At 61.0% G+C, this 19,178-nt stretch carries 14 protein-coding genes; 5 read left to right on the forward strand and 9 right to left on the reverse strand.

Features of this window, described 5'->3' with window-relative positions; translation table 11 throughout:
• Positions 1-28 precede the first annotated feature (28 nt).
• The 3 genes from ACP7B3_RS00495 to ACP7B3_RS00505 all read right to left on the reverse strand — a co-directional run bounded on the left by ACP7B3_RS00495 (position 29) and on the right by ACP7B3_RS00505 (position 2,890).
• A complete protein-coding gene (locus tag ACP7B3_RS00495) occupies positions 29-970 on the reverse strand; it encodes a sugar kinase (RefSeq protein ID WP_262206573.1) in 942 nt (313 codons plus the stop codon).
• Entirely contained in the window at positions 963-1,745 is a 783-nt protein-coding gene (locus ACP7B3_RS00500) for a sugar phosphate isomerase/epimerase family protein (protein ID WP_416363635.1), read from the reverse strand. Before ACP7B3_RS00500 ends, ACP7B3_RS00495 begins: the two co-directional genes overlap by 8 nt.
• Before the next feature lie 86 nt (positions 1,746-1,831).
• Complete coding sequence (locus ACP7B3_RS00505; RefSeq protein WP_426177197.1) at positions 1,832-2,890, reverse strand: LacI family DNA-binding transcriptional regulator; 1,059 nt, start codon at positions 2,888-2,890, stop codon at positions 1,832-1,834.
• Positions 2,891-3,161: 271 nt separating this feature from the next.
• On the opposite strand from ACP7B3_RS00505, the gene ACP7B3_RS00510 reads away from it, so the two are divergent.
• The 3 genes from ACP7B3_RS00510 (at position 3,162) to ACP7B3_RS00520 (ending at position 9,865) form a co-directional block, all read left to right on the forward strand.
• Positions 3,162-5,123 (forward strand): hypothetical protein, encoded by a 1,962-nt coding sequence (locus ACP7B3_RS00510; protein ID WP_426177199.1) that lies wholly within the window; start codon positions 3,162-3,164, stop codon positions 5,121-5,123.
• Between the two features lie 132 nt (positions 5,124-5,255).
• Positions 5,256-7,331 carry a hypothetical protein gene (locus tag ACP7B3_RS00515; RefSeq protein ID WP_242197221.1) on the forward strand — a complete coding sequence of 692 codons (2,076 nt, stop codon included), beginning with the start codon at positions 5,256-5,258 and terminating at the stop codon, positions 7,329-7,331.
• A 251-nt stretch (positions 7,332-7,582) separates the two neighbouring features.
• Positions 7,583-9,865 carry an autotransporter outer membrane beta-barrel domain-containing protein gene (locus ACP7B3_RS00520; protein WP_369302323.1) on the forward strand — a complete coding sequence of 761 codons (2,283 nt, stop codon included), beginning with the start codon at positions 7,583-7,585 and terminating at the stop codon, positions 9,863-9,865.
• A gap of 72 nt (positions 9,866-9,937) precedes the next feature.
• On the opposite strand, the gene ACP7B3_RS00525 is transcribed toward ACP7B3_RS00520, so the two are convergent.
• From ACP7B3_RS00525 to ACP7B3_RS00535, 3 genes are read right to left on the reverse strand one after another with little or no spacing between them, the layout of a single operon-like run.
• Positions 9,938-10,579 (reverse strand): DUF1345 domain-containing protein, encoded by a 642-nt coding sequence (locus ACP7B3_RS00525; RefSeq protein ID WP_106577860.1) that lies wholly within the window; start codon positions 10,577-10,579, stop codon positions 9,938-9,940.
• A gap of 52 nt (positions 10,580-10,631) precedes the next feature.
• The gene (locus tag ACP7B3_RS00530) at positions 10,632-13,721 is read right to left on the reverse strand and encodes a multidrug efflux RND transporter permease subunit (RefSeq protein ID WP_426177202.1); all 3,090 of its coding nucleotides are present in this window, start codon (positions 13,719-13,721) and stop codon (positions 10,632-10,634) included.
• Between the two features lie 18 nt (positions 13,722-13,739).
• The gene (locus ACP7B3_RS00535) at positions 13,740-14,897 is read right to left on the reverse strand and encodes an efflux RND transporter periplasmic adaptor subunit (RefSeq protein WP_426177204.1); all 1,158 of its coding nucleotides are present in this window, start codon (positions 14,895-14,897) and stop codon (positions 13,740-13,742) included.
• Positions 14,898-15,185: 288 nt separating this feature from the next.
• On the opposite strand from ACP7B3_RS00535, the gene ACP7B3_RS00540 reads away from it, so the two are divergent.
• Together ACP7B3_RS00540 and ACP7B3_RS00545 are read left to right on the forward strand one after the other, a co-directional pair.
• Positions 15,186-15,887 (forward strand): response regulator transcription factor, encoded by a 702-nt coding sequence (locus tag ACP7B3_RS00540; RefSeq protein WP_145165677.1) that lies wholly within the window; start codon positions 15,186-15,188, stop codon positions 15,885-15,887.
• A 3-nt stretch (positions 15,888-15,890) separates the two neighbouring features.
• Entirely contained in the window at positions 15,891-17,192 is a 1,302-nt protein-coding gene (locus ACP7B3_RS00545; protein WP_242197208.1) for an ATP-binding protein, read from the forward strand.
• Here ACP7B3_RS00545 and ACP7B3_RS00550 read toward each other — a convergent pair whose 3' ends face one another.
• From ACP7B3_RS00550 to ACP7B3_RS00560, 3 genes are all read right to left on the reverse strand, one after another.
• The gene (locus ACP7B3_RS00550) at positions 17,193-17,879 is read right to left on the reverse strand and encodes an anti-sigma factor (RefSeq protein ID WP_426177207.1); all 687 of its coding nucleotides are present in this window, start codon (positions 17,877-17,879) and stop codon (positions 17,193-17,195) included. It lies immediately after the preceding gene.
• Positions 17,876-18,403, reverse strand: coding sequence for a sigma-70 family RNA polymerase sigma factor (locus ACP7B3_RS00555; RefSeq protein ID WP_426178075.1), 528 nt, complete (start codon positions 18,401-18,403; stop codon positions 17,876-17,878). Before ACP7B3_RS00555 ends, ACP7B3_RS00550 begins: the two co-directional genes overlap by 4 nt.
• Before the next feature lie 168 nt (positions 18,404-18,571).
• Positions 18,572-19,093 carry a DUF3455 domain-containing protein gene (locus ACP7B3_RS00560; RefSeq protein WP_426177209.1) on the reverse strand — a complete coding sequence of 174 codons (522 nt, stop codon included), beginning with the start codon at positions 19,091-19,093 and terminating at the stop codon, positions 18,572-18,574.
• Positions 19,094-19,178 lie beyond the last annotated feature (85 nt).

The following is a 19,178-nucleotide window of genomic DNA, read 5'->3' on the forward strand; positions in this document are numbered from 1 at the left end:
TGTTGTAGTTGTGGCAACAGGGTGTAAGTCATGCAACGGATCGAGTGGGTAACTCCGCACGGGTGGGCAAACCTTCCATGTCGCCGCGGCTCTGCACGGCGCGGCTGCCGATCCAGTTGCCGCGCTGTACCGCTTCGGGGAAGCTGAGGTTTTCCAGCAGGGCGCTGATCATGCCGACGGCAAAACCATCGCCGGCGCCGACGGTGTCGACGACTTTTTCCACCGGCACGGCGGCAACGAAGCCCTGGTCCATCTGGGTGCGGTAATAGGCGCCGTCCGGCCCGAGCTTGATGGCCACGGCCTCGGCGCCCTGGTCGAGGTAGAACGCGGCGATGTCGGCCGGGTCTTCAAAGCCTGTGAGCAAGCGACCTTCGCTCAAACCCGGCAAGACCCAATCCGCCATGGCGGCAAGGGCGTTGATTTCGGCGATCATCTGCGCCTGGCTGGCCCATAACGATGGGCGCAGGTTGGGGTCGAACGACACGCTGTGCCCGGCTTTGCGCATCTGTGTCATCAGCTCGCGGGACAGCTCACGGGTGGCCTCGGACAACGCCGGCGGAATGCCGGTGGCGTGCAGGTGACGCGCCTGCAGCAGCGTGGGGCTGATGGCGGCGATGGACAGGTGGCTGGCCGCCGAGCCTTTGCGGAAGTATTCCACTTGAGGGTCTGCGCCGGCCTCTTCGCGGGACTTGAACTGAAAGCCGGTGGGGTGCAGGGGATCGACCGCCACATGCCGACAATCCAGACCTTCCTTTTTCAGGGTGTCGACCACAAAACGCCCGAGGGAATCATTCCCCACGCGGCTCAGCCAGGCCACATTGAACCCCAGACGCGACAGGCCAATGGCGACATTGCTGTCGGCGCCGGCAATGCGTTTGTGGAACTGAGCCACCTGGGCCAGATCGCCGGTCTGCTCGGCGACAAACATCGCCATGGTTTCACCAAACGACAGGATATCGATCTCAGACATGGGCATTCTCCGCACGCGGTTGGCCAAGGACGGCGAGGGCGGCGACCTGCTGCGCGGTGACCTCGATCAGGTCATCACCCTGCAACGGGAATTCCACGGCCCGGGTAATACCTTGAGTCATATGCTTGAGCAGTTGTTCCCACAGATGCAGGTCGGTGGCGCCGGGCGGCAGGGCCACCAGCTTGCCATCCTGGCGCCGGGCCACGGCCTTGCAGTGCAGGTAATCCACGTGCCGACCGAGCAAACGTGCCGCGGTGAGGGCGGACTGGTCCTGCCATTGCCAGTTGCCGATGTCGAACGTCATTTTGACGGGCAGGCCCAGGCGCTCGACCTCGGTGAAGAACCGCTGCATTGGCTCGATCCGTCCGCCGTGCAGGGTCTGGTCGTTTTCCACCAGCAGTTGCACCGGGTGCCGGTTGAGCAGGGCGTGCAGGCTTTGCAGGTCGTTGGTGTCGGTGAAGTAGCCGAGGGAGACTTTCAGCCAGCGCGCGCCGAATGCCTGGGCGCGGTCGAGGGTGTCATTCAGCTCGGGGTTGGGCTGGGCGCGGCCGGCGACCCACAGTTCCAGCGGCGAGGAGTACACCGATTCCAGACCATGCGCGGCCGCAGCCTGGGCCAGTGTGGCCGGGTGTTCGGTGGTCAGCAGTTCTTCACGCCATTCGATGCGTTGGGCGCCGGCAGCGCTCAGCACGTCGACAAAACTCAGTTGGCCCTGTTGGCGAACGAGCTCGGCGCCGTAGCTGGAAAGGCTGATGGAGACGGGGTATTTGTGCATTGTTGTTTACCTCTGAAACCGGTTTCATTTTTATACGCAAAACAATATGGGAGCGGGCTTGCCGGCGATGGCGGTGTGTCAGGCGACTAAGGCTTCGCCTGGTAAACCACCATCGCAGGCAAGCCGGCTCCCACAAGGGATTGTGTGGAACCACGGATGATTAATTCCGGCAAAAAATCCAGGGTGCGCGTCGGCGCGTCATCGCCGCGCAGGCGTTTGAGCAGGCAGTCGAAGGCACTGGCGCCGATCGCTTCAGTAGGCTGGGCGAGGGCGGTAATGCCATTGCCCACCAGCGGGTACCAGTCCAGATCATCCAGGGCGATCAGGCCGACATCCTCAAACAGCCGGCAGCCTGAAGCCTTGAGCGCACGGGTACAGGCCAGCGCGGCAATACCGTTGGCGCAGAACAGCGCTTTCGGGCCGGGCGTGGCAAGGAAGGCTTGCAAGCGGCTTTGCAGCGCGTCGTCCAGTTCCAGTACGGCGCCGGTCAGCCCTGGGCGGCTGGCGATCTCGGCCTTGAAACTGGCCTGGCGCTCCAGGCGTGAGCTGGTGCCATCGGCGGCTTCGCTGACCAGCAACACGTCGCGATAACCCTGCTGTTGCAAATGTTCGACGGCGATGCGCACCGCTGCGGCGTTGTCCAGCCCCACCAGGTCGCTGTGCAATGGCTCGACCTTGCGGTCCACCAGCACCAGCGGCATTTCCTGCTGCAGTTGCAGCAGTTGGTCAAGGTGATGGCCGAGGGTGTTCACGATCAGCCCTTCGATGTTGTACGAGCGCAGGGCTGCCAAATGCTGGCGCTCCTGCTCGTCATCGCGGTCGGTGTTGCACACCACCAGGCTGTAGCCGTGCTTGCGGCAGGCGGTTTCGACGCCATGCATCACGGCAATGGAATAGGGGTTGCGGATATCGGCCACCAGCATGCCGATCAAGCGTGTGCGCCCACGTTTCAAACCACGGGCCATCTGGTTGGGGCGGTAGCCAAGTTCGCTGATGGCCTGTTCGATACGCTGCGCAATGGCGTCGGAGAGCAGGGCCCGGTCATCACCGATAAAACGCGACACGCTGGCTTTGGACACACCGGCGCGCTCGGCAACGTCAAGCATGGTCACGCGGCTGCGCTGGGCGGCGGAAAATGGAGTCACGATTACGGGCCTTTCTTATTGGAGTTAGCCGTTTCACCGCCTGAGACAGGCTCTGAAACCGGTTTCATAAAATGCCAGGCGGCGCCTTTCGTCAAGGAATATTTAGAAATATACGCGTGCACAACGCTGAAAAAAACGACGAGTGGATGGGCCTACCTGTTAGTTCTGACAGTATCCGTGCGCAGGCTTTAGGCGTTTAATTTTTCCATGGCAGGCGCGAAGACCTTGCTCTCGTGACTCGCCGTGCTGAAACTTTTCCTGAGGCCGGAACATGTCAACTATCCGAAAGCCCTACACGCGTTCCCGGCCTTTAACCAAACTGGCTGTCATTGGCGACGGCTTGGATCCCGTTACGGTCCCAGGTGTTGTGACCGCCGACGGCAGAGGGGTTGTGCCGCTGCAACTGCTGCTCAGCCCGTTGAAGGTGCAGATCCCCGCCTGGGAGCCGATGCCAACGCCTGCTGTCCCGGGTGACCCGGCAGATCCGGTGCATACGTGTGAACTTTGGTGGGAGAGCGATGATGGCATCAGGCTTCTCGACCGGTTCCTGATCGGGCCGCCACCACCGGATATTCCGGCGTTTTTTGAGCGTGAAATCAGCATGCTCAACCTGCGCAGCCGCACTCGAATTGCACGCCTTTACTACACCGTCCGCAACGTCGGCGGGCAGAGCACCAGTTTGCCAGTGACGATCACGATCGACCTGGAACCGCCAAAATTGATCGCCCCGACGGACATGGCACGCTTCGTCGTGCCGCCAGAGCCGGCGATCAACGCTCAGTATTTGGCCGACAATCAGCCCACGGCTTTTTACATTCCGGTCTACAACATCGGGGCGCCCAATGACCGTATTGAATTCTTTTTATCCAATTCGCCCGCGCCGCCGTTGAAGCTGGCGGACGGTGGCTCGCTGGTAAATTTCAGCACCACGCCCCCCACGGCAACCTTGAATTCAGATGCGTTTCGCGACCTGAACAATGGCCCTGGGTACCTGTTCTATCGAATTTATGACGAGGCCGGCAATTTCAGCACGTTGAGCAGCGGGCTGCCTTTTGTGCTGTCCCTGGGGCTGCCCGCGCCGAGCATTCGTCCTCCGATCTACAACGATGAGTTGATCAAGCGCAATGACGCTCGCGTGGATGAAGGCGGCGGGGTGTTCGTGCGCATAGACAGCTACCCGGGCTGGTCCGCCGCGGCCAGGCATGAAGTGATTGTGTATTGGGATGACCGGCCAACCACGCGCCGCCTGGTGACGCAATTGCCATTCGACGTGGACATCCCCTGGACGGTACTCAGGGGGCCGAGTCCGGTTCTGGCGGCACAGACCGTAGCGGTGCGCTACGAAATCTACGGGCTCAACCCTTTGCCGACGTCGTCCAAGTCGCTTTCCGTCAATGTGAACCTGACGATCGCCGGCCAGGATCACGCCAATGCACCGGCATTGCTGAACCCGACATTGGCGCCGGTGGAAATTGTGGGCCGCACAGGCACCAACACACTGGTTGATGCGGACCGAGGTTACCCCGTGCGCGTGCGAGTGCGGCTGTTTGATACGCCCCGTGTGGGCGACTCGCTGAGCCTGTACTGGAATGGGGTGGGCCCGGTGGCCACCTATGCTGTGAGCGCCGCTGATAGTGCCGGTAGCTGGGTGTTTTTCAGCGATGTGCCGTGGTCCGTGATCAGTGGCGGCACTGGCGCGGTGTACGCGGTGCATTACATCACCACGAACGGCTTTAACGAGCAACGCTCCCCCGTTACCAATGTGAATACCCAGCTTGTCCCACTGCCTGCACCGGTTATACAGCACACGCTGACCAATGGTTACTTGACCTGCAGTTCGCAAACCAACCCGGTTAACGGTGTGCCCTGGTCAATGTTGAAAGATGGCGTGCGATGGTTAATAACGCCCAACCCCGCGTTACGGGTGGGCGACATGGTCAAGTTTGTGTGGCAAGGCTTCAATGAGAATAACTGGAGCACATTAAATACAAGCGTTGTCGTCACTCGGTCACTGTTATGGGAGACCGCACATACAGTCGCCGGTGCAGTTATTGTTCTGGATTCGTTTGATATGACGCTGCTGCCGGTGCGCAAGTACGGATCGGCGACCGGTAGTTATGAAGTATGGCGTGAGGGTGTGAAAGTTGGCGAGTCACTCCCGGGGCGAGTCAGAGTTGATTTGACCTACGGTACAGGTCGGTATTGTTCTGCGAATGGAATCGTGTCGGGTTGAATCATCGGTGTGTGTCATGTGTGCATTAGGTATTTGGCTTTTTACGGTAAGGCTTCGTGGTGGATAAACAAAGTTTATTCACTTGGCGAAGCGCATTTTGGTCTTAGCGGTTCAACTGTCCGGAGCAAGATAATGGAACTTACAAACAGACAAATCATAGATGCTTTTGTACCTAGGGCGCCCTCCGATTACACGCCCGAAAGATTTCAACTTGGCGTGTTTGCTGACCAAGTGATTGGATACACGGGGTTGCTGACGCGTGCGGCTTCAAAAGGACAGTCCACCAACTTGAATATTCCCCTGTGGGACGGCGCAAGTACCGACCCTGCGGCGATGGATGTATTAACTGTCGAGATTGCTCCGTACCTGGATCTGAGTGGTTTGGATGTAGAGGCCGAAGATGCCTATTTCGGCTCCAGCAGCACCCGGTTTCAACGCCGATTGACAAGTCAACCCGATCCAGTGCCGGTGGCAATACCGCAAGCCTATCGTCCCCCTGGTGTGTATTTGGTCAGGTACCGGGTGCTCATCGCCGACTCGGGCGTCGATAACTTTTCAGTCCCGCAGTTGCTGGTCGTCGACGAGACGTCTCCCTACGACCGCCCCCGCGTCAATCCGCCGGAACCCTCGCTGCCGGTGGGCTTGGTCGGGCCTCTGGACCTTGCCTATATTCAGAGTCAGCCAAACCAGACGGCGCTGTTTCCGATTCCCTATGATGCGCAAAACGGGTTATCCGATGGCGATTACGTCGAAATGTTTTTCGGCTCTTCGGATAAGCCTTACGCGTTTGCGCCGCCTAACCCGGAAACAAAATTCCGGATTGATCCGGCTGTGCCCCTGACGCTTCCGTTGCCGGCAAGTGTTGTCGCGGCTGAACGCAGGGGCAATTTCAGTATGCGCTACCGCCTGTTTGACGTGGCCGGCAACCCCTCCGAGCTCTCGTACAGCCTGGATTTGGCAGACCTGGCACAGGCGCCATTGCCCACCGAGTTTTCTGCGCCAACGGTTGAACTGGCAGTGCCCGGCGACGGCCTGATTGACCGTGCTGATGTGGTGTCGGGAGGCGGCGTGCGAGTGCTGGTTCCCAGCTACACGAATGCGCTGCGCCCTACAGATGAAATCGTCGTCACGCTGAGCTCAGCGTTCGCCTCAATTCCGGTCACGGTGGCGCTGGGCACTACTGCATTCCCGGTGCCGGCTCTGTTCACTGCGGCCAATGTGGATACGCTGTACGGGCCTCAAACCCCCGGCAAGAACCGGGTGCCTGTGACGGCTTCGTACGTCGTGCGTCGCGGCGCAACCACCTATCCGACGCCGCCTTTGGAAACACCGTTCGATCTTGACCTGTCTATCGTTGGGCCTGTGGGGCCGGTGATCGTGGGGCCTGGGAACTTGAATCCCAACCTGTCGCCAGTGGTGGTCCAGGCGATGCGCGCCGGGGGCACATTCGGGCCTGATAACCATCTGGAGGCTGATGACGTAAATCTGGCAGCAAGGGCTCGGATCCCATTGTGGACGACGCCCGCATTGCCCGCCGACTCACTGCCGTTCACAGTGACCTTGAATTATGGTGGCCGTCTGCAAGCGCAGAATGTCGTGACCCTGCCTGCCAGTGGGTTCGTGGATTTCACCATTCCCTTCAGTGACATCAGAAACTTGGGCGGCCCTACGCAGTTGGCGTCTTACACCATCACGTCGGCGGCCAGTGCAAACCCGAGTGTGTCGGTCAATACAACGGTGATCGTCGACTCTGTCATTTTGCGAATGGAAGCGCCGAGAGTCCTTAATAATACCGGTACGCTGAACTGCGACACGCTGAGGCCGATTAACAGTGGCAGACTGGTCATTCATATTCCAGGCTCGGATTATTTGAGCGCGGGGCAACTTATAAACGTGACGTTCGTCGGGTTCCAGAATAATACCCAGACACCACCGTCCGTGGTCACCGAGTCTCGAACTTTTACAGTGCCCGACGCCTCGGCTGCCAGTATTGGATGGGACCTTACATTTGACGTAAGTTCTACGGTCTTGTTTAACCCGATCAACGCCAACCGCTCGTTGTTGACCCAAGGTTCGGCAACAGTAACCTTTGATACTCAATATCTGGGGCAAACAGTGCCTTCGCTTCCCGCCAATTATCGTGTGCGGGGTTTCCGTCCTGGCACGGGAAGTTCCAACTATTGCGCCGGCGGCGTGGTGCCTGCTTAGTTTTAAATACAGGGGTAGTTACCAAAGAGGGGCGGCATCCTCTTTGGTACTCCCAACTTTGTATTGATTCCTTTAAAGGCACAGAGGGCGCCGCAGCCCCACAGCAGCTGTTGATTTTTATCAGATTGATTGGGAGAAATCCTACAGATTTTAAGCGAGTGCTCGTCAATCATGGCGCCGCTTAATGGGCTGGGTCCCACCAGATTTGGAACCCGCCCTATTGTTTCGTGCAGGAACTAGAGGTTCATTATATGTCGGCAGTATTTAACTTCAAACCAACACCCTTGAGCCTTGCGTTGTCAGCCCCGGCCGTCACCTTAATGTTCCTGGTTGCTCCCACTGCGCACGCGCAAACACAAGTCATTTTGCCCAATACGTCGATATCGGCCGCTACGCCGCTTGATAACTATGTGCTGTCTGGCGGATCAAGCTTGATTGCGCACGGTGCGACGACCCGGCAGATTCAAATGGTTAACGCCGGTTTGACGCTGGAGCCGGGCAGCAAAACGTTAGATATCGAAGCCCGACTGCAATCGAAAGTGGTCGTTGATAACTCCCAGGTAACGGCGCGCCCCACGATCACCCAGGCCATTTCGGTCGCGGGTAACAGCAGTGCATTAATCACCAATAACAGTACGGTCACCAATGCCACGGGTTGGGGGGTGAGTGTCACCCGAACGACAGGCGGCACGGATGGTTCATCCCTCACGGTAAAAGACAGCAGTGTTATCGGTGCAACTCGCGGTATTTCTGCCGCCGGCTACGGCACGGTGAACCTGGACAATGCCCGCGTCGACGCTACGGCTGCGACAGGTATAGGTTTGGTACTGCTTAATGCCGACGCTGTGGCGCGCAATAACAGCCTTATTACTGGCGGGGTGAACGGCGTCAATATGCGCATGGAGGGGGATCTGACGCGGACCAACTCCTTGATCCTGGATAATTCCGTGGTTCAGGGCAAAAGCGGCTCAGCCATCCTGGTCAATCCGCCGCTCACCAACAGCACCAAGGCTGATATCCAGGTTCTCAACGGTTCGAACCTGCTCAGCGGTAATGGTGTGCTGCTTCAAGTGGACAATAACTCCAGCGCCAACCTGTTCGTCGACAACAGCCAGTTGACCGGCGACGTGGTCATTGGCGCGGGCAGCACGGGCATGGTGCAACTCAACAACAATGCCTCGCTCACTGGCCAGTTGCGCAATGTCGAGCAACTCGATGTCAACAGCAATGCCCAGTGGGTGCTGGTGGGTGACAGCCAGGTCAACACCCTGAAAATGGGTGGCGGCAACGTAGTCTTTGGCGCCCCGGGCCAATTCTTCCAACTGAACACCAATAACCTGACCGGTAACGGCACGTTCAAAATGCACACCAACTTCAACACCGGCGAGACCGACCTGTTGAATGTCAATGGCAACGCCGAAGGTAATCACCAGCTGTTGATTGGCGCCAGTGGCTCGGAGTTGGCCACCGGTGAGGCCATCAAAGTGGTACACACCGAAAGCGGCGGCGCCCGGTTCGGGCTGGTGGGCGATACCGTCGATGTCGGCGCTTTCGAATATGGGCTCAAGCAGGAAGGCACCGACTGGTACCTGGATACCGAGAAAAAGGGCACCAGTACCAGCGCCAAAGCCGTGCTGGCATTGGCCAACGCTGCACCTGCGGTACTGGTGGGTGAGTCGAGCATATTGCGCACCCGCATGGGCGAAGTCCGTTTTGGCCAGGGCAAGAGCCAGGGCCTGTGGATGCGCGGCTACGGCAACAAGATTGACGTGGCGGCCAACAGCAACGGCGTGGGCTACTCACAGAACCAGACCGGCCTGACCATCGGTGCCGATACGGCGCTGGATGCGGGTGATGGCCAGTGGACGCTGGGTGTCATGGGCGGTTACAGCAACTCAACCCTGGGCCTGAGCCGTGGCAGCAGCGGTATGGTCAACAGCTACTACCTGGGTACCTATGCAACCTGGCTGGATGAAGAAAGCGGCGTGTACGTCGACCTGGTGGGCAAGGTCAACAAACTCAAAGGCCAAAGCCAGGTCAACATGAGCGACGGCCAACGTGCCAAAGGCAAATACACGCAAGACGCGGTGAGCGCATCTGCCGAGGTGGGCAGAAACATCAAGCTCGATGATGAGGGCCTGTATGTTGAACCGTTTGCCCAGTTGTCCATCGCCGCCATTGGCGGCGCCAACTACACCATGGACAACGGCCTGAAGGCAAAGAGCGATCGTGCCACGTCAGCCATCGGCAAAGTGGGGGTCACCCTGGGCAAAAATGTCCAGCTGGACAGCGGCAGCATTCTGCAGCCGTACCTGCGCACGGCGGCGGCGCGTGATTTCAGCCCGGACAACCGGGTATACATCAACGATCAGAGGTTTAATAACAACCTCTCGGGCGCGAGCGTCGAGGTCGCGGGCGGTATGGCTGTTTCGTTGTCGAAAAACCTTAGCCTGCATGCCGAAGTCAGTCACAGCAAAGGCAAGGCGTACGACATGCCTTGGGGCGCAACTGCAGGGTTGCAGTACGCCTTCTAAAGTACGTGTGCACGTGGATAGGGGAAGCTTTGGCTTCCCCTTTTTTTCGCCCATCTGATCAGCGCGCTGGGCCTAACTGAACAAGCCTGCGGCAATGTTGATCGAAAAACCCAGAATCGCTGTATTGAACAGAAACCCGATCAACGACTGGCCGAGCACCACTTTGCGCAGACCGCGCGTGGCCACGCCCACATCGGCTGTTTGCACCGCCACGCCGATGGTGAACGAGAAGTACAGGAAGTCCCAATAGTTGGGGTTGCGCAAGCCTTCGGCAAACCGCAATGCCGGCTCCTCGCCCTCCCAGGTGTAGAAAAGGCGCGCGTAGTGCACGCTGAAAATCACCCCGGTCAACAACCATGAGCCGACCACGGTCATGCCAGTAAAGCCGTAATGCAGCAGGCGCGCTGTGCTGTCGAGGTCTTTGCTGCCCACCAGGTTCACCGTGATGGTCGCAAGGCTGGCAATTGCCGCGATGCACACCATGAACAGCACCAGCCCGGCGTTTTCGTCTTCAATCTCGGCGATGCGTTTTACGTCGTCGGCGCGAGCACGGGTCGCCAGCCATAGCATCAGCAGCAGGTAGGTCCAGACGCCGGCGTTCCAGCCGATGAGGATTTTGCTGATCAGCGTATCGGCAGGCGCCAGAATGCCCACGGCAAGGCCGAGTACGGCGGCGGATGAAAGGCGAGGGTGGGTGCGGGCGAGGAAGGCCATAGGTGCTCACAACAAGAGAGGTTGTGAGCACCATAGCGCATTTTCGGACGGGTTATGGACGCTTGCGCACCCACTTCATGACGACCACAAAGAACACCGGCACAAACACCACTGCCAGTGTTGCGGTGATCATCCCGCCGATCACCCCGGTGCCAATGGCCTGCTGGCTGGCGGAGCTGGCACCGGTGGCAATCGCCAGGGGCACCACGCCGAGGATAAACGCCAGCGACGTCATGATGATCGGCCGCAAACGCAGGCGCGCCGCTTTCAAGGTGGCGTCGATCAGGTCCTCGCCTTGCTCATACAAGTCCTTGGCGAATTCGATGATCAGGATCGCGTTCTTCGCCGACAAGCCGATGATGGTGATCAAGCCGACCTTGAAAAACACGTCGTTCGGCATGCCGCGCAAACTCACCGCCAATACCGCGCCGAGCACGCCCAGCGGCACCACCAGCAACACCGAGGTCGGGATCGACCAACTCTCATACAGCGCCGCCAGGCACAGGAACACGATCAGCAGCGACAGGCCCAACAGCAACGGCGCCTGGGAGCCGGACAAACGCTCCTGCAGCGACAAACCGGTCCATTCCTGGCCCAGCCCTGCGGGCAGCTGGCTGACCAGGCGCTGGATTTCTTCCATGGCTTCACCCGTGCTGTGCCCTGGCGCCGCTTCGCCGCTGATGGCGATGGCGGGGTAGCCGTTGTAGCGGGTCAGCTGCGCCGGGCCCTGGGTCCATTTGGCTTCGACAAATGCCGATAATGGCACCATCTTGCCGGCGTTGTTGCGCACATTGATCTTCAACAAATCCGCCACCTGGCTGCGCTGATCGCCTTCGGCCTGCACCACCACCCGTTGCATACGGCCCTGGTTGGGGAAGTCGTTGATGTAGGCCGAGCCGATGGCTGAAGACAACACATTACCGACGTCAGCAAAGGAAACCCCCAGTGCATTGGCCTGCTTGCGGTCCACTTCCAACTGCACTTGCGGCGCCTCGGCCAGGGCGCTTTCACGCACGTTGACCAGAATCGGGTTTTTCTCGGCGGCCGCCAGCAGCTCAGTACGCGCCGCCATCAAGGCGGCATGGCCGACACCGCCACGGTCCTGCAACCGGAACTCGAAACCGCTGGAGGTGCCCAGGCCATCTACCGGCGGCGGCAGGATCGCATAGGCAATCGCATCCTTGAGCTCGCTGAACGCGGCGTTGGCGCGGTCGGCAATTGCCGCCGCCGAATCGTCGCTGCTGCGTTTGGACCAGTCCTTGAGCGTGGTGAACGCCAGCGCCGCGTTCTGCCCGGAGCCAGAGAAACTGAAGCCCATGATCATGGTGGTATCGCCCACCCCAGGCTCCTGGGCGTTATGCGCCTCGATCTGCTCGGCCACCTGCACCGTGCGGTTCTTGCTCGCACCCGGTGGCAGCTGGATGTCGGTGATGGTGTAACCCTGGTCTTCCACGGGCAGGAACGAGGAGGGCAGGCGGCTGAACATCCAGCCCAGGCCCACCAGCAGCACCAGATAGATCAGCAGGTAACGGCCGCTGCGTTTGAGGGCGTAGGCCACCCAGCCTTCATAGCGGTCGGTCAGGCGTTCAAAACGCGTATTGAACCAACCGAAAAAACCGCGCTTGGCGTGGTGTTCGCCCTTGGCAATCGGCTTGAGCAACGTGGCGCACAGGGCCGGGGTCAGGGTCAAAGCCAGGAACGCCGAGAACAGAATCGAGGTGGCCATCGACAGCGAGAACTGCTGGTAAATCACGCCCACCGAGCCCGGCATAAAGGCCATCGGCAGGAACACCGCGACCAGCACCAAGGTGATGCCGACGATGGCCCCGGTGATCTGGCCCATGGCTTTGCGCGTAGCCTCCTTGGGCGACAGGCCCTCGGTGGCCATGATGCGCTCGACGTTTTCGACCACCACAATCGCATCGTCCACCAGAATGCCGATGGCCAACACCATGCCGAACATGGTCAGCACGTTGATCGAAAACCCCAGCAACAGCATGGTGGCGAACGTGCCCATCAGCGCGATTGGCACCACCAGCGTCGGGATCAGCGTGTAGCGCACGTTCTGCAGGAACAGGAACATCACCGCAAACACCAGCGCCATGGCTTCCAGCAAGGTGTAAACCACCTTGGTGATCGAGACTTTGACGAAGGGCGAGGTGTCGTACGGGATCTTGTACTCCACATTGGCCGGGAAGTAGCGCGACAGCTCGTCCATCTTCGCCCGCACCAGCGTTGCGGTGCTCAGCGCGTTGGCACCTGGCGACAGCTGCACACTGACGGCGGTGGACGGCTTGCCGTTCAGGCGCGTGGAAAACTGATATTCCTGGCTGCCGATTTCCACCCGCGCCACATCGCCGATGCGCACGGTGGAGCCGTCCGGGTTGGCCTTGAGCACGATGTCGGCGAACTCCGCCGGCGTCGACAGTTGGCCTTTGACCAGAATGGCGGCGGTGATTTCCTGGGTGCTGGTGCCCGGCAAATCACCGATGCTGCCCGCCGAGACCTGCGCATTCTGTGCGCTGATCGCGGCGTTGACGTCGGCGGGCGTAAGGTTGAAGCCAATCAGTTTCTGCGGGTCGATCCAGATACGCATCGCACGCTCGGCGCCATACAGCTGCGCCTTGCCCACGCCCTCGATGCGCTTGAGCTCGTTCATCACGTTGCGCGCCAGGTAATCGCTGAGCGCCACGTCATCGAGCTTGCCGTCGCTGGAGGTCAATGTCACCAGCAGCAGGAACCCGGCAGACACTTTCTCCACCTGCAACCCTTGCTGGGTCACGGCTTGCGGCAAGCGCGGCTCTACCGCCTTCAGACGGTTTTGCACATCGACCTGGGCCATTTCCGGGTCGGTGCCCGGCTGGAACGTCGCGGTGATGGTCGCCGAGCCCAGGCTGCTTTGGGACTCGAAATACAGCAGGTGATCGGCGCCGTTGAGCTCCTGCTCGATCAGGCTGACCACGCTTTCGTCCAGGGTCTGGGCCGAGGCGCCCGGGTACACCGCGTAGATTTCCACCTTCGGCGGCGCGACGTTGGGGTACTGAGCCACCGGCAGCTGCGGGATCGCAAGCGCGCCGGCCAGCAAGATAAACAGGGCAACCACCCAGGCGAAGATCGGGCGGTCAATAAAGAACTGCGGCATTGTCAGGTATTCCTTTGCTTAGCGGACCGAGGCCTGGGCATTCGGCGCAGGGCTGTCGTCCACTTCGACTTTTTCACCGGGGCGTGCGTGTTGCAGGCCTTCGACGATGATGCGGTCACCGGGCTTGAGGCCGTTGCTGACGATCCAGCGATCCTCGATCACTGCGCCAAGCTCCACCGGTTGCTGGCTGACGACCTGTTCGGCGTCCAGCAAGAGCACCATCGGGATGCCGGCGCTGTCGCGGGTAATGGCGCGTTGCGGCACGCTGATGCCTTGTTTGTCCACCGCCTGTTCCAGGCGCACGCGTACAAAGCTGCCGGGCAACAGGTCGAGGTCCGGGTTGGGGAACTCGCTGCGCAGGATGATCTGCCCGGTGCCGGGGTCGACGCTGATTTCGGCAAACAGCAATTTGCCTGGCAGCGGGTACAGGCTGCCGTCGTCCTCGATCAGCGTGGCCTTGGCCTGGTCCTGGCCGACCTGCTTCAAGCTGCCGGCACGGAAGGCCCGGCGCAGGTCGTTCAACTCGCGGGTGGACTGGGTCAGGTCGGCGTGGATCGGGTCCAGTTGCTGGATGATCGCCAGCGGCGTGGCTTCGTTTTGCCCGACCAGCGCGCCCTCGGTGACCAGCGCGCGGCCGATGCGCCCGGAGATCGGCGCGGTCACGGTGGCGTAGCCCAGGTTGAGTTTGGCGCGCTCGACGGCGGCTTTGTTGGCGGCGACTTCGGCGTTGGTCTGGCGCACGGCAGCGCGGGCATTGTCGTAGTCCTGGCCGCTGATGGCGTTGCCCTCGACCAACTGGCTGTAGCGCTGCTCTTGCAGGCGCGCCTGGAACGCGTTGGCCTGCGCCTTGCTCAGGTTGGCCTGGGCGCTGTCCAGGTCGGCTTTGAACGGGGCCGGGTCGATGCGAAACAGCACGTCGCCCTGTTTCACGTCGTGACCTTCCTTGAACACGCGCTGCATGACCACACCGGCCACCCGCGCGCGCACTTCGGCAATACGCGGCGCGGCGATCCGCCCGCTCAGTTCACTGGTGATCGACAGGGGCTTGGCCTGCAGGGTCTCGATGCGCACTTTGGCCAGGGGCATTTGCGGCGCCTCGTCCGCCGACTGGTCACACGCGCTCAGGGCGAGCGCCAGGGCCAGCAGGCAAAACGGCGCAAACAGATTCTTCGACATGCTCATATCCCAATATTGACTGGCGCATCCTAAAGACACCTGCGCCGTGGTGCTGTGAAGCTGTGTAGCTCGTCTGTGAAGAAATGTAAGGTGCGACCCATAGTCGCCTGAGGGCGTATATCCTTGCACAATCCTGCAAACAGCAAAGATCACATGTGGGAGGGGGCTTGCCCCTAATGGCGGTGGATCAGCCAATAAATCTATCCACTGAACCACCGCTTTCGCGAGCAAGCCCGCTCCCACATTGGGTTTCTGTATACCTGATGAACTGCATTATTTGGAAACACCATGCCCAACATCCTCCTGGTGGAAGACGACGCCGCACTCTCCGAGCTGATTGCCAGCTACCTGGAGCGCAATGGCTACCATGTCAGCGTGCTCAGCCGTGGCGACCACGTACGCGAACGCGCGCGCCTCAACCCGCCGGACCTGGTGATCCTCGACCTGATGTTGCCCGGCCTCGATGGCCTGCAGGTGTGCCGCTTGCTGCGCGCAGACTCGGCAGGCTTGCCGATCCTGATGCTCACTGCGCGCGACGACAGTCACGACCAGGTGCTGGGCCTGGAAATGGGCGCCGACGACTATGTCACCAAACCCTGCGAGCCGCGCGTGCTGCTCGCCCGTGTGCGCACCTTGCTGCGCCGCAGCAGCCTGTCCGAACCTCAGGCGGCCAACGACCAGATCGTCATGGGCAACCTGTGCATCGACCTGTCGGAGCGCACCGTGAGCTGGCGCGAGCAGGCCGTGGAGCTGTCCAGCGGTGAATACAACTTGCTGGTGGTGCTGGCCCGGCACGCCGGTGAAGTGCTCAGCCGCGACCAGATCCTGCAGCGCCTGCGCGGTATCGAGTTCAACGGCACCGACCGCTCGGTGGACGTGGCCATCTCCAAGCTGCGCCGCAAGTTCGACGATCACGCGGGCGAGGCGCGCAAGATCAAGACCGTGTGGGGCAAGGGGTACCTGTTCAGCCGTTCCGAGTGGGAATGCTGATCCATGTTTCGTGTCCTGCTGCGCCTCTACCTGATCACCATCATCACCTTTAGTGCGGCGATCTTTCTGATTCCCCGGTTGGTGATCCAGCTGTTCGAACACCGTTACATGGACTACAACGTCGAGCAGACCCGTGGCCTGCAGACGCTCATCGTCAAACAATACCTGCGCGCGCCGGTTGAGCGCTGGTCCCAGGTGACCGAGCAATTGGGCCGCGACTTCGCGCCGCTGAAAGTCAAACTGCTGTTGCGCCAGGACGCCAGCTACACGCCCGCCGAAGAAAAGCTGCTGGAGCAGGGCAAGCCGGTGATCCGCCTTGGCGAATGGGGCTGGATGGAAGAAATCAGTTCGCCGGTCAACCAGCAGTTTGCGGTCAAGCTGACGATTCCCCCCGACCCGATGGACATGAACCTGCTGTACTGGTCGATGAACGTGCTGATCGGCGCCGCGCTGCTGGCTTGCCTGCTGTTTTGGCTGCGTCCGCACTGGCGTGACCTGGAGCGCCTGAAAAGCACCGCCGCACAACTGGGCAAGGGCAACCTGGGCGAGCGCACGCAGATTCCGCCCAGTTCAAACATTGGCAGCCTGGCGTCGGTGTTCGACACCATGGCCGACGATATCGAGCGCCTGCTCAATCAACAGCGCGACCTGCTCAATGCGGTCTCCCATGAACTGCGCACGCCGCTGACCCGCCTGGATTTCGGCCTGGCGCTGGCGTTGTCCGAAGACTTGCCCCAAGCCAGCCGCGAGCGCCTGCAAAGCCTGGTGGCGCACATTCGTGAGCTGGACGAGCTGGTGCTGGAATTGCTGTCCTACAGCCGTCTGCAAAACCCGGCGCAACTGCCGGAGCGAGTGGACGTGGTGCTCGACGAGTTTGTCGACAGCGTGCTGGGCAGCGTCGATGACGAGCTGGAAAACCCCGAGATTGTCATCGACGTGGCGCTTGATTGCGCGGTGGAGCGCTTCAGCCTCGACCCGCGCCTCACCGCCCGCGCGCTGCAAAACTTGTTGCGCAATGCCACGCGCTATTGCGACAAGCGCATTCAGGTGGGCGTCAAGGTGTGTGCCAAGGGTTGTGAGATCTGGGTGGATGACGATGGCATCGGCATTCCGCTAGACCAGCGTGAGCGGATCTTCGAACCTTTCTATCGCCTGGACCGCAGCCGCGACCGCGCCACCGGAGGCTTCGGCCTCGGCCTGGCCATCAGCCGGCGTGCGATGGAGGCCCAGGGCGGCACGTTAACGGCCCAGGCGTCACCCTTGGGCGGGGCACGGTTCCGGCTGTGGTTGCCCAGCGTCGGCTGATCAGAGCACCTTGACGGCGCGGCCGATCGCCTGGATCGGTCCGGTGGGTTTGCCGGTCGGCGAGCCATTCGGGTCTTCCAGGGTCAGCTCGAACAATTGGTTGGGCGCCAGTGGCGGCAGTTTGTCCAGCGGCACCGACAGCGTCTGGCCTGGCTTGACCAACCCCAGCGACACCGGGCCTTGCCAGCCATCCGCCTTGGTCCAGAACTGCAGCGCCTTGTCGGCAGGCACTTGCATCACACCCAATGGAATCAACTGGATCTGCTGAGTATTGCTGGCCTGGATCACCCAACCCGGAGCCTGGCTTTGCGGCGCCACCAATACCACCACAAAAGTGGGTTCAGCAGTGGGCGGGCGGGTCAGCAGCAGCGTCGCCAGTACCCACGTCGCCACCAGCCCCGCGCCGGCCAAACCGCGCCATAGCGCCAGCAGGTTCCACCACGGTGTGTGCAGGTCGGCGCGGGTGTCGGCGGGCGTGACGGTGCGCTCGATGCGCCGCCACAGCTGGGCAGAAGGGGGCACCGGTTCGGCCAATGCGGTCAGCGGCAAAAGGCGCTGCTCCCATGCGTCCACCGCCGCGCGCAACTCGGCATCCTCGGACAAGCGCTGCTCAACCTCGGAGCGTTGCGCGGCGGGCAGGGTGCCCAGCACGTATTCGCCAGCCAGTTCGTCCAGAGGGTTGCTCATGCCATGCACTCCCGCAGCGCAGCGAGGCTGCGTTTGATCCAGGCTTTGACGGTCCCCAGCGGGGTGTCCAGTTTCTGTGCGATTTGGCTGTGGGAATAGCCGTCGACGTAGGCATGCAGGATGCACGCGCGACGGGCCGGGTCGAGCTGCTCCAGGCAGGCGTGGACCTGCCCCGAGCGCGAAGCGAATTCAAAGGTGTCGGTTGTGGCGACGTGCTCGTGCGCGTCGCCCAGGGGGGCTTCGCGGTAGTGATTGCGCACGGCATTGAGCGCCAGATGCCGGGTCACGCTGAACACCCAGCCGCGCGCCGAGCCACGGTTGCGGTCGAAACTGCCGGCGCCACGCCAGATCCTGATAAACGCGTCATGCACGATGTCTTCGGCCAGGGATTTGTCCCTGGCAATGCGAAAAGCCACGCCGAGCAAACGGCTGCTGTCCTGCTCATAGAGCTGGCGCAAGGCGCGTTGATTCCCGCGGGCGCAGGCCAGCAGACAGGTTTCGTAATCAAAATCGGCGTCAGGCAAAGCCACGTGTTTCCACCATTGTCATAACAATCGCCACCGCACTGCAGGGCGCCGGCATGCCGGCGAAAAAGGGCACGGGCGCAGCGTAAACCCAGGTGCCCTGCGTCATCGTTGACGACCCTCGCCGGCAAGCCGGCCCTTACAGGGGCAGCGTAGCCGAGTTTGTTCTCAGTTGGCCGCCCAGAAGATGTAGTCGGCCTGGTACTTCACCACTGCCTGCGTGCCTTTGTTGGCAGCGCTGCACTCGGTGCTCGGCGCCACGCCACCCTTGAGCGCCACGCGCTGGATATAACTCACACCGCTCATTGCGCCTTTGCCTACGGCCGGGTTGGCTTTGACCAATTGGTACGGCAGGTTGCCCGCACTGGACGGCGCCACGGCCAACTGCGTGCCGGTGATTTTCGAACCGTCCTGGGCTTGCCATGTAGCCGGTGGGCCGAAATAGGTGCCCACTGGCTTGCCGCTGCGGTCATTCAACACCGCCTTGGGGCCGACAAACGTCCACTCGGTCTGGCCGGGGGCGTTAGCTTTGTCGCGGCATTCGTAGGTGATTTCGCCGACGCCTGTGGTCTCCAGCGCCACCTTGTGCCCATCCGGCACCTTGATGCTGTCGGGCAGGCCGGTCTGGGCGAAAACCGTTGGCGCAGCGGCCAGCAGGGCGGTCAGGCAGAACAGTGCTTTAACGTTCATCGGTGTTTCTCCATTGAGTAAAACAGCGGGGTCACTGTTAGCACTACCCAGGCCGCGCTCGATTGGATGCAGTGATTAGAAAATA

The sequence above is a fragment of the Pseudomonas sp. TWRC1-2 genome (assembly GCF_049896685.1).
Taxonomy (GTDB): domain Bacteria; phylum Pseudomonadota; class Gammaproteobacteria; order Pseudomonadales; family Pseudomonadaceae; genus Aquipseudomonas.

Coding starts and splice junctions, on each gene's coding strand:
- ACP7B3_RS00560 (WP_426177209.1), bottom strand. CDS start 19,093: ATGAACGTTAAAGCACTGTTCTGCCTGACCGCCCTGCTGGCCGCTGCG.
- ACP7B3_RS00545 (WP_242197208.1), top strand. CDS start 15,891: ATGTTTCGTGTCCTGCTGCGCCTCTACCTGATCACCATCATCACCTTT.
- ACP7B3_RS00535 (WP_426177204.1), bottom strand. CDS start 14,897: ATGTCGAAGAATCTGTTTGCGCCGTTTTGCCTGCTGGCCCTGGCGCTC.
- ACP7B3_RS00525 (WP_106577860.1), bottom strand. CDS start 10,579: ATGGCCTTCCTCGCCCGCACCCACCCTCGCCTTTCATCCGCCGCCGTA.
- ACP7B3_RS00540 (WP_145165677.1), top strand. CDS start 15,186: ATGCCCAACATCCTCCTGGTGGAAGACGACGCCGCACTCTCCGAGCTG.
- ACP7B3_RS00510 (WP_426177199.1), top strand. CDS start 3,162: ATGTCAACTATCCGAAAGCCCTACACGCGTTCCCGGCCTTTAACCAAA.
- ACP7B3_RS00500 (WP_416363635.1), bottom strand. CDS start 1,745: ATGCACAAATACCCCGTCTCCATCAGCCTTTCCAGCTACGGCGCCGAG.
- ACP7B3_RS00495 (WP_262206573.1), bottom strand. CDS start 970: ATGTCTGAGATCGATATCCTGTCGTTTGGTGAAACCATGGCGATGTTT.
- ACP7B3_RS00550 (WP_426177207.1), bottom strand. CDS start 17,879: ATGAGCAACCCTCTGGACGAACTGGCTGGCGAATACGTGCTGGGCACC.
- ACP7B3_RS00520 (WP_369302323.1), top strand. CDS start 7,583: ATGTCGGCAGTATTTAACTTCAAACCAACACCCTTGAGCCTTGCGTTG.
- ACP7B3_RS00530 (WP_426177202.1), bottom strand. CDS start 13,721: ATGCCGCAGTTCTTTATTGACCGCCCGATCTTCGCCTGGGTGGTTGCC.
- ACP7B3_RS00515 (WP_242197221.1), top strand. CDS start 5,256: ATGGAACTTACAAACAGACAAATCATAGATGCTTTTGTACCTAGGGCG.